Raw genomic sequence first — 8620 nt, 5'->3', positions numbered from 1 at the left:
CGGAGTCGTCGCCGAAGATGGGCTTGTCAAAGGCCGCGGCTGGAGAAGCCGGCAGGGCGGCGAGCGCCACACTGCCGCCTGCCACCAGTGCGACTCCGAGGGGTCGGAACTTCATACAGGCACTCTCCCTGCGGATCATCAGGCCAAACAGTTGGACGATTGACTACACGGAGAGTATCGATGATTACTCTCCGTGTCCACAACCCTCCGTAGTCAATTCTTGACTCTGCGTGACCAGGGAGAAGTGATCGGCACCCCCTCGACGTCGAGGCGCTCGGGCACCGGCAGCGGCTGGGGACGGACCGCGAGCGCGGGGCCCGCCTGCGGCTCGAGCACCTTGAGTTCCAGGGTCCTGGTCTGGCCGCGGTCGACGGTCAGGTAGGTGGAGACGACGGGCAGGCCGTCCTCGGAACCGCTGGTCAGCCCGACCGGCTGGCCGTCGAGATGGGCACCGGCGAACAGGCTGTCCCGACCCGTGTACACCGACAGCCACAGGTTGTTCTGGGCCTGCGGGTTGGTCCCGCGTCCGCGGACATCCTGACGATCGCGGACGTACTCCGGCAGGCCGTCGGGGGCCACGTTGGTCAGTTGGACGGCGATCGTCACCGCACCGGCCCCGTTCGGTAGCCGCTGCACCCGATAGATGGTCCGGCGGCGAAGCCAGTAGTCGAGCTTGCTCGCCGTGGCGTTCTGCGTGACGACGGCGAGATAGGGCCCGGATCCCGTCGGCAACGCGCCACCCAGCGCGGTCGTCGAAAGAACGTCCTGCTCATCGGCGTGGTTACTTGACAGACTGAGTCGCCCCTCCCCCGCCGCCCTGGACAAGGCCGTGAGCAGCTTCGTCGTGTCCCCGCTGCCCGATTCCACCGCCGCATAGACGGCCTGGCCCACCTGCGCGAAGAAACGGTCCCGGGCAGGCACCGTCGGGATGCGGGCGTACACCCTGGACTCGACGAGGTCGACCAGGTTCGCCGCGGTGACGACCTGGCCGTCGGGCAGTACCGCGGGGCGGCTCGCCGCCAGCAGATAGGACAGCGTGGTCGGGTCGACGCTGATGGTGCCGTCCACGTCGATGCCGGTCCCGGACTGGTAGAGGTGGGAGTAGAGCTTGCCGACCGTGGGGTAGTCGGGCGTCAGGTTGGCGTTGGCCCACACCCGGTCCGGCCAGAACGACGCATAGCGCGCCGCGAACGGGCCCGGCAACATGGTGGCCGGGGTCTGCTGGGTGGGACCGCCGGGCAGCGACCCGTTGCCGGAGATGCCGTCGAGGGACAGGCGCCCCTGATCCGCGGTCAGCAGGCCGAAGCCGCCGATGATCCCGCCGGTCGCCCGGGACTCGGCGGGGTTCTGGACGATCAGCAGGTAGCGCCGCCGCTCGGTGGCGCCGAGCATGTCCGGCCCGATGCGGGCCGCCAGCGCCACGCTGTCCAACGCCCCGGACAGGGTCCGCCCGCGGTCGATCACCTCGGCGCGGGCGTCCTCGACGCCGCTGACCCGACCCGGCCAGCCGCAGGTCTCGGTTCTCTCGGCCGCCACCTGCAGCGCCGACAGCGCCGCTGCGGCCCGCTGCGCCGGCGCGCGGGCCGCCGCCAACGCCGAGACGTTGATCGTCATCTGGTGACGCAGCCGGTCCGGACTGAGGTCACCGCCGAGATCCGCGACGGCCGGCAGCCCGGCGCCGGCCATCGTGTCGACGGCCCGCACGAGCGCCGCCGCCGAGCGCAGCGGGCAGCCCGCCCACGGCAGGCGTCCGAAGGCCGACCACACCGGGTCGCCGGTGAGTGACCGGGCGGACCGGGCCCGTTCGGCGATCCCCGCCACCTGTGCCCGCAGCTCGCCGTCCGCCGGGATGTCCCCGGCCAGCACCTGCCGCTGCAACGTCGTGATGCGCGTGCGCGCCTCGTCGAGCTCGGAGCGGGCCATCAGACCGCGGACAGCCACCCAGCCGGTGAGGCCCACGATCACCGCGAACGCGACGGCGAGGCCTCCGACCAGCCAGCGGGCCCGTCCGCCGCGTCGGCTGGACGTCCCTGCGCCACCCACGGACCGCCCGCCGCCCGCGATCCCTTCCCCGACCACGCCCGGTTCCCCGGCCGGATCCGCCGCACCGCTCGCACCCGCCGCACCGCTCGCACCAGCCACGCTGGTCGCCTCGGACGCACCGATCCGGCCGGCGCCACCGATCTCATCGGCGGCAGGGCTGGCGGTTCCGGACGCGGGAGTCGCCGCACCCCGATCGGTCGGCCCGCCGGCCAGGGACGCCGAGCGCGCCCCGGCCCGGCTCGGCACGCCGTCCGGGGCGGAATCCACGCCGAGCTGGCGTGGAATGGCCTGCCCTGCGCCCGCGCGCCCGCCCGTGCCGCCGTTCTCCGTTCCCTCAGCCCCCGAAGTTCCCTCAGCCCCCGAATCCCCGGCCGTCACCGGTCAGACGGCGGTCGGGAGGAGTCGCGTCCGCCCGTCGCCACGGCGGAGCCGCCACCATCCGCGCCGTCACCATCCGCGCTGCCCGCGCCACGCGAGCTGCCGGCGCTCCGCGAGCCACCGATTCCGGGTGCCCCGCCGGTTCCGAGTGCCCCGCCGGTTCCGGGTGCCCCGCCGGTTCCGGGTGCCCCGCCGGTTCCGGGTGCCCCGCCGGTTCCGGGTGCCCCGCCGGGACCGGGAGAGCCTTCGGGCCGGCCGCCGGGTGCGCGGCGATCCGCGGGCGGCTTCGTCGCCGACCTGCCGACATCTCCCGGCCGAGTCTCACTCCGACGGGCACGGGCGCGCCCCGGGACGGCGTAGCCGCCGCGTAGCCCGGCACCGGCCAGGTCGGCGGGGTCGCCGGATTCCGCCGAGGCGGACGGGTCCGCGTCGATCGGTTCTCGCGCGGCCGGGACGGAGACTGCCCCAGGCCCGCCGTCCCCGGCCGAGCCTCGGATGCCGCCGGTACGACCGGCCGTGGCAGCAGACGACGACCTTCCCGACGACCTCCCCGCCGCCACGCCCGACGATGACGCGCCCGACGATGACGCGCCCGACGATGACGCGCCCGATGATGCTGTTCCCGACGACGACCCGGTCGGCATGGGGGCCCCGAGCGGCCGGGCGGGCCCGACGCCGGCGTCCGGTGCGGGGACTCTGGCCGCCCGCACCGCCGATGAGCGGGCGTGCCGGCCCCGCGGTGCGTAGTTGCCGTACTGGCCGAAGTAGTAGGCGTCCGGCCCCTTCGTCGGGACCATGTTCAGCACCGTGCCGACCATCCGGGCATCCACCGCGCGCAGCGCCTCGGCGGCGCGGCGAAGCTGCTCGCGGCGGGTCCGGCCGACCCGCGCCACCAGCAGCACCCCCTCGGCCCGGGTCGCCAGCACCGCCGCGTCGGTCACGGGCAGCAGGGGTGGGGCGTCGATCAGCACGATGTCGAATCGGGCCTGCAGCAGCTGGACGAGGTCGGCCATGCCCTTGGAGCCCAGCAGCTCGCTGGGGTTCGGGGGGACCGGTCCGGAGGCGAGCACCTCCACCCGGCCCTCCCCCACGCGCCCCTCGCCCCACGGCTGCAGCACGTCGTCGAGGTCGGCGGCGCCGATGAGGACGGAGGTCAGGCCCGCCGCGGACTCGACGCCGAGATAGTCGCCGAACGACGGCCGGCGCAGGTCGCCCTCGATCAGGCAGACCCGGGCACCGCCCTGCGCCAGACTGATGGCGAGGTTGCAGATCGTGGTGGTCTTGCCCTCGCCCGGCACGGAGCTGCTGACGAGGATCGACCGTGGGCCGGCGTCCACGTCGACGAACTGCAGGTTGGTGCGGAGCTGGCGGAAGGCCTCCGCTCGGGCGGAGTGCGGCCGGGCGTTGGTGATGAGCGGCCGGCGGACCGCGTCGGCGTCGAAGGCGATCACGGCCAGGTTGGGCAGGTCCGTCGACTCCCGCGCGTCCTCCTCCCCGGAGACGCTGGTGTCCAGGCGGAAGCGGGTGAACGCCACCGTCACCCCGGCCATCAGCCCCAGCAGCAGACCGAGGGCCAGGTTGCGGGTCGGTTGCGGGGAGACCGGCGAGACCGGCAGCTTGGCGCGTTCCCAGACGCTCACCCGGACCGACGGCGGTTCGTCGTCCGCGGGCGCCTCGATCTGGGCGACGGCGACGGAGAACGACTCGCCGACCGCGTCGGCGATCGACTGGGCCCGCCTGGGCACCCGGTCGCGGACGATGGCACGCAGCAGCACGGTGTCCGGAACGGCCTGCGCGGAGATCTGCCCCCGCAGCGCCTCCGGGGTGGTCTTCAGGTGGAGCCGGTCGATGACGGAGGCCGCCACCCGCTCGCTGGCCACGAGGTTCGCGTACGACTTCACCCGCTGTTGGGAGAGCAGCCCGCCCTGGTAGGCCGAGGCGGCGCCNTCGGCGTTGTCGGGCGAGNAGACGACCATGGTCACGGACGCGGCATACTCCTTCGTCGCCCGCCAGGTCGAGGCTGCGGCCAGCAGGCCGCCGANCACCACGCAGGCCACCATGACCATCCAGCTGCGGCGAAGGACGCGGACATAGTCACGCAGCTCCACTCGTCGACCACCCTCCGGAGTCTATGTACCGACCACTCACCGTCATCGAGGACCACCTCAACATACTCGATGAGTAGCGATTATTTTACTCTCAGTCACGCTTACTCTATGGCCTCATGTGGAGACGTAGAGTAGACGGCACGGCCGACCAGCGGCGGACAGCGCACCTCGCGCGGCGCGTCCTGAGGCTCAACCTCCGCCAACGAGTGGGACTGCAGATCGCCCTGGACAGCGCGGCGATGGTCATCGGCCTCACGTCGGCCCAGCTCGGACGGTTCGACTTCGCCCACGACGCCCTGGCCGACCTCGGCTTCTGGGTGATCTGCGCCCTGGCGGTCTGCCTGCTCCACTTCTTGGGCACGGCCCTGCACCTCTATCTGGGGCGCTACCGCTTCGGCGGCTTCGAGGAGGTGCTCGGGCTGCTCGTGGCGGTGCTGTTGACGAACGTCGGCGTGCTCGTCGTCATCGCCGCGTTCGGCTCGCCGCGCCCGATGCCGCTGAGCGTGCCGCCGCTCGGCGGCGCGGTGACCCTGGTCGTGATGTTCGGCGTGCGTTACCTGTGGCGACTGGTGGAGGAGCAGCTGCGCCGGCCGAACCGGGACAGCGCCGAGCCGGTGCTGATCTTCGGCGCCGGCGACGGAGCCGAAGGGGTCCTCACGGCGATGATGCGCACCCAGGACAGCCCCTATTACCCCGTCGCCCTGCTGGACGACGACCCGAACCTGCACAACCTGCGTCTGCTCGGGGTCCGGGTGCTCGGTGGACGGGAGTCGATCGGCCCGGTCGCGGCGGCCACCGGAGCGAGAACCCTGCTGGTGGCCATCCCGAGCGCGGACGCCGGACTGCTCCGGGACATCAGCAGAATCGCCGAGAGCGTCGGCCTCACCGTGAAGGTCCTTCCCAAGGTCGGCGACCTGATCGACGGACGGGTCGGCGTCGGCGACATCCGCGACCTGGACCTCGCCGACCTGCTCGGCCGCCGCCAGGTCCGCACCGACATGGCCNCCGCCGCCAGCTACCTGGTGGGGCGCCGGGTGCTGGTGACCGGTGCGGGCGGGTCGATCGGCTCCGAGCTGTGCCGGCAGATCGCCGGCTACCGCCCGGCCGAACTGATCATGCTGGACCGGGACGAGTCCGCGCTGCGGGCGGTGCAGCTGTCGCTCACCGGCCGCGCGATGCTCGACGACGACGCGATCGTGCTCGGCGACATCCGCGACCTCGACCTCGTCACCACGCTGTTCATGGAGCGCCGCCCGCAGGTCGTCTTCCACGCCGCGGCCCTCAAACACCTCCCGCTACTCGAACGCTTCCCCGGGGAGTCGGTGAAGACCAACGTCTGGGGCACGCTGGCGATCCTGCGCACGGCCGTGGCCTGCGGCGTCGAACGGTTGGTGAACATCTCGACGGACAAGGCCGCCAACCCGGTCAGCGCGCTGGGCTACTCGAAGCGGATCACCGAACGGCTCACCGCCCACCTGGCCCGGGAGGCCAGNGGGACGCTGGTCAGCGTGCGGTTCGGCAACGTGCTGGGCAGCAACGGCTCCGTGCTCACCGTCTTCGCCGGCCAGCTCGCCGCCGGTGGCCCGATCACGGTCACCCATCCCGACGTCACCCGATACTTCATGACCATCCCCGAGGCCGTGCAGCTCGTGCTGCAGGCCGGCGCGCTCGGCGCTCCCGGGGAGGCCCTCGTCCTCGACATGGGGGAGCCGGTGCGGATCGCGGACGTCGCCGCGCGGCTCGCGGCGCGCGAGAAGCGGCCGATCGAGATCGTCTACACCGGTCTGGGCCGCGGGGAGAAGCTGCACGAGGAGCTGTTCGGCGACGGCGAGACCGACCAGCGCCCGCACCATCCCCTGATCTCGCACGTCGACGTGCCCTCGCTGGACCCGACCCGGGCGCTCGCCCTCGACCCCTGGGCCCCGCCGGAGCGGGTGCTGGCCGAGCTCGCCGCCCTGGCCCGCGAGGCCGTCCTCGTCCCCGCCACCGCGACTGTCGAGGCCCCGACCGCCGCGACCGCTCCGACCGCCCCGACCGCCCCGGCGGCTCCTGTCCTTCCGGCAGACCCGGTCCTCCCGCCAGCCCCGGTCCTCCCGGCGGCCTCCGTCCTCCCGGCGGGCGGCCTGATTCCCCGCCAGCCGACCGCGGACCGTTCCGACGCGGCCCGGCCCGCCACGCCGTGACCCGGGCGGGCGGCGGCGGGACTCGGCGGGTGGTGGGTCAGAGCCGCTCGGCTGCCGGTGCGCCGGGCACCGCGCCGGTACCGGGGCCGGCGCCCGGTGTGGTGCCGGTGCGGTCGGCGTACCAGGCGACCGTCGCCTCCAACGAGGCGGCGAGATCCAGGCCGGTCGCGTCGGGGAACAGCCTCCNCATCGTCGTCGCGTCCGCCTGGGAGTCGCGGACGTCGCCGGTTCGGGGAGCGCTGTGGTGCACGCTGAGGCGGCGCCCGACGATGCGCTCCAGCTCGCCGATCACGGTGAGCAGATCCGTGCGGGTACCGAAGGCGATGTTGACCGGCCGCGGGTGGCTCACCCGGCGCACCGCCGCGTCGCACAGCATGCCGGCGACCCCCGCCACGTAGGTGAAGTCCCGGGTCTGGCGGCCGTCGCCGTGCAGCGTCAGCGGCCGTCCCGCGAGCGCGGCCTCGATGAAGGTGGGGACGACGGCGGCGTAGGCATGCCCCACCGACTGGTACGGGCCGAACACGTTGAACAGCCGGANGGCGAGCACGGGCAGGCCGAATCCGGCCTGGTAGGCCAGCGCGTATCCCTCCGCGGCGAGCTTCGAGGCCGCGTACGGGCTGCGCGGCAGGGTGGGCGCGTCCTCCGCGCGGGGCAGCGGCCCCGCCCCGCCGTAGACGGACGACGACGACGCGACGACGACGTGCGTCTCGGCCCGTTGGGCGACGTCGAGCACCGTCAGGGTGCCCGTCGCGTTGACCGTGTGGGTGGCCATGGGGTCCAGCAGTGAGCGCTCCACCGACGGCCGGGCGGCCAGGTGCACGATGCTGCCCGCCCCCGTGCATGCCTCCTCGACCAGGGAGCGGTCGGTGACGCTGCCGATCACCAGCTTCACGGGCAGGCCCGCGAGGTTCGACACCGCTCCCGTACTGAGATCATCGATCACCACCACCTCGGCCCCGGCGGCGNGCAGCGCTCTGGTCAGGTGGGCACCGATGAAGCCGGCACCGCCCGTCACGACTACCTTCACCGATTCATCACCCTTCGAGTTCAGAAGGATGCCGATAGTAGTAGAGCCGACCCGATCCACGGACCACCCCGCCCGGAGGGGCGGCAACACCGGCCGCATGGCTACGTTGAGTGTCAAGTTGAACTCATAGAGACACGGGTCTACGGTCACCGCGTGCCCGACCACTCGCGCTCGCTGGTCATCGTGGGCGCCGGCGGCCACGGTCGGGAGTTGCTCGACGTGGTCGAGGCGGTCAACGCGGCCGACGGCCGGACCCGCTACGCCTTCCTCGGTTTCCTCGACGACGGTTCGGCCGACCCCGACCTCGTCGCCCGCCGCGGCGCGCCCCTGCTCGGTGGGCTGGACATGCTCGGCCGCCTCGACGCCGACTACCTGATCGGCTTCGGCGACGCCGCCGCCCGCCTGCGCGTCGACCGGTACGCCAGCGTCCACGGCCGGCGTCCGGCGACTCTCGTGCACCCCCGCGCCAGCCTCGGCGGCGACGTCCGGCTCGGGCCCGGCACCGTGGTCTGCGCGCTGGCCAGCATCACCACGAACGTTCGCACCGGTCGGCACGTGGTGGTCAACGTCGGCGCCAGCGTGGCCCACGACTGCCGCCTCGGCGACTACGTGACGGTCGCGCCGGGAGCGCGGATCTCCGGCGGGGTCGCGGTCGGCGCCCAGGCGTGGATCGGCGCGCAGGCGAACATCGTCGCCCGCCGCAACGTCGGCGACCGTGCCGTCATCGGTGCCGGCTCGGTCGTCACCGACGACATCCGCGTCGCCCAGGTCGTCGCGGGCGTGCCCGCCCGGCCGATCAACGCCGTCCCCGACCGACCGCGCCCCCTCGACCGACCGTGGCCCCCCGACCGACCACAGCCCCTCGACCGACCACAGCCCCT

At 73.3% G+C, this 8620-nt stretch carries 3 protein-coding genes and 6 pseudogenes; 4 read left to right on the top strand and 5 right to left on the bottom strand.

The window, feature by feature from the left end; all coding sequences use genetic code 11:
* Positions 1-213 precede the first annotated feature (213 nt).
* The 3 genes and pseudogenes from UK94_RS07775 to UK94_RS43840 form a co-directional block, all read right to left on the bottom strand.
* On the bottom strand, positions 214-2079 hold the full coding sequence (locus UK94_RS07775; RefSeq protein WP_235486915.1) for a DUF4012 domain-containing protein: 1866 nt from the start codon (positions 2077-2079) through the stop codon (positions 214-216).
* Between the two features lie 338 nt (positions 2080-2417).
* Positions 2418-4367 (bottom strand): annotated as a pseudogene (locus UK94_RS07770) (polysaccharide biosynthesis tyrosine autokinase); the annotation flags it as partial.
* A 20-nt stretch (positions 4368-4387) separates the two neighbouring features.
* A pseudogene (locus UK94_RS43840) lies at positions 4388-4462 on the bottom strand (hypothetical protein); the annotation flags it as partial.
* Positions 4463-4645: 183 nt separating this feature from the next.
* Between UK94_RS43840 and UK94_RS43835 the strand changes: the two are divergent.
* From UK94_RS43835 to UK94_RS43825, 3 genes and pseudogenes are all read left to right on the top strand, one after another.
* A pseudogene (locus UK94_RS43835) lies at positions 4646-5533 on the top strand (polysaccharide biosynthesis protein); the annotation flags it as partial.
* Between the two features lies 1 nt (position 5534).
* Positions 5535-6021, top strand: a pseudogene (locus tag UK94_RS43830) (polysaccharide biosynthesis protein); the annotation flags it as partial.
* A gap of 1 nt (position 6022) precedes the next feature.
* The coding region (locus UK94_RS43825) for a polysaccharide biosynthesis protein (RefSeq protein ID WP_235486913.1) at positions 6023-6712 on the top strand (690 nt) is incomplete at its 5' end.
* Positions 6713-6899: 187 nt separating this feature from the next.
* On the opposite strand, the pseudogene UK94_RS43815 reads toward UK94_RS43825, so the two are convergent.
* Positions 6900-7249, bottom strand: a pseudogene (locus tag UK94_RS43815) (NAD-dependent epimerase/dehydratase family protein); the annotation flags it as partial.
* A gap of 1 nt (position 7250) precedes the next feature.
* Positions 7251-7677 (bottom strand): annotated as a pseudogene (locus UK94_RS43810) (GDP-mannose 4,6-dehydratase); the annotation flags it as partial.
* 215 nt (positions 7678-7892) lie between these two features.
* Between UK94_RS43810 and UK94_RS07755 the strand changes: the two are divergent.
* The coding region (locus UK94_RS07755) for an acetyltransferase (RefSeq protein ID WP_235486912.1) at positions 7893-8620 on the top strand (728 nt) is incomplete at its 3' end.

Source organism: Frankia sp. AvcI1, from assembly GCF_001420875.1.
Lineage (GTDB): Bacteria > Actinomycetota > Actinomycetes > Frankiales > Frankiaceae > Frankia > Frankia alni.
The sequence above is the reverse complement of the archived record's forward strand: the minus strand, read 5'-3'. Positions and strand labels throughout refer to the sequence as shown.